Raw genomic sequence first — 537 nt, 5'->3', positions numbered from 1 at the left:
GGTTAGGGGAGGAGGCAACACGGGTATCGGCGCTGTGGGATCTGCGCGGGCGTGCTCGCCTCCTCTCCCTGGCCCTCTCCTCCCAGTGGAGGAGAGGGGATAAGTTGTGCTGGAGCGACAGCACCATGTTCCCGCCGTCCGCACGCATCTTCATCGCCCTGTCATCGAAACGCTTTATGGCCGGGGCTTCGGGGTGCGACCTTCGCATTCGGAAGGCACGATGAAGCGGGGGACGGCGTGAGCGACGGCAGCGACGCGGCGAAGCGGCCGCAGGGCGGGGTGCTGGAGGTCCTGTGGATCTTCCTGAAGCTGGGCTGCAGCTCGTTCGGCGGACCGGTCGCGCACCTTGGCTATTTCCGCAGCGCGTTCGTCGAGCGGCGCGGTTGGCTGAGCGAGGCCGCCTACGCCGATCTGGTCGCCCTGTGCCAGTTCCTGCCCGGGCCCGCGTCCAGCCAGGTCGGCTTCGCCATCGGGCTGGGGCGCGCCGGCATTCCGGGGGCGCTGGCGGCCTGGGCCGGGTTCACGCTGCCCTCGGCG

Annotated in this window: 1 protein-coding gene; it reads left to right on the top strand. The window is 70.0% G+C overall.

Going from position 1 to position 537, the window contains the following annotated elements:
• Window positions 1–237: 237 nt before the first annotated feature.
• The coding region (locus CKO28_RS27965; RefSeq protein WP_437127668.1) for a chromate transporter at window positions 238–537 on the top strand (300 nt) is incomplete at its 3' end.

The organism is Rhodovibrio sodomensis (genome assembly GCF_016583645.1).
GTDB lineage: Bacteria > Pseudomonadota > Alphaproteobacteria > Kiloniellales > Rhodovibrionaceae > Rhodovibrio > Rhodovibrio sodomensis.
Note: the sequence above shows the minus strand (reverse complement) of the source record. Positions and strands in the feature narration are given on the sequence as shown.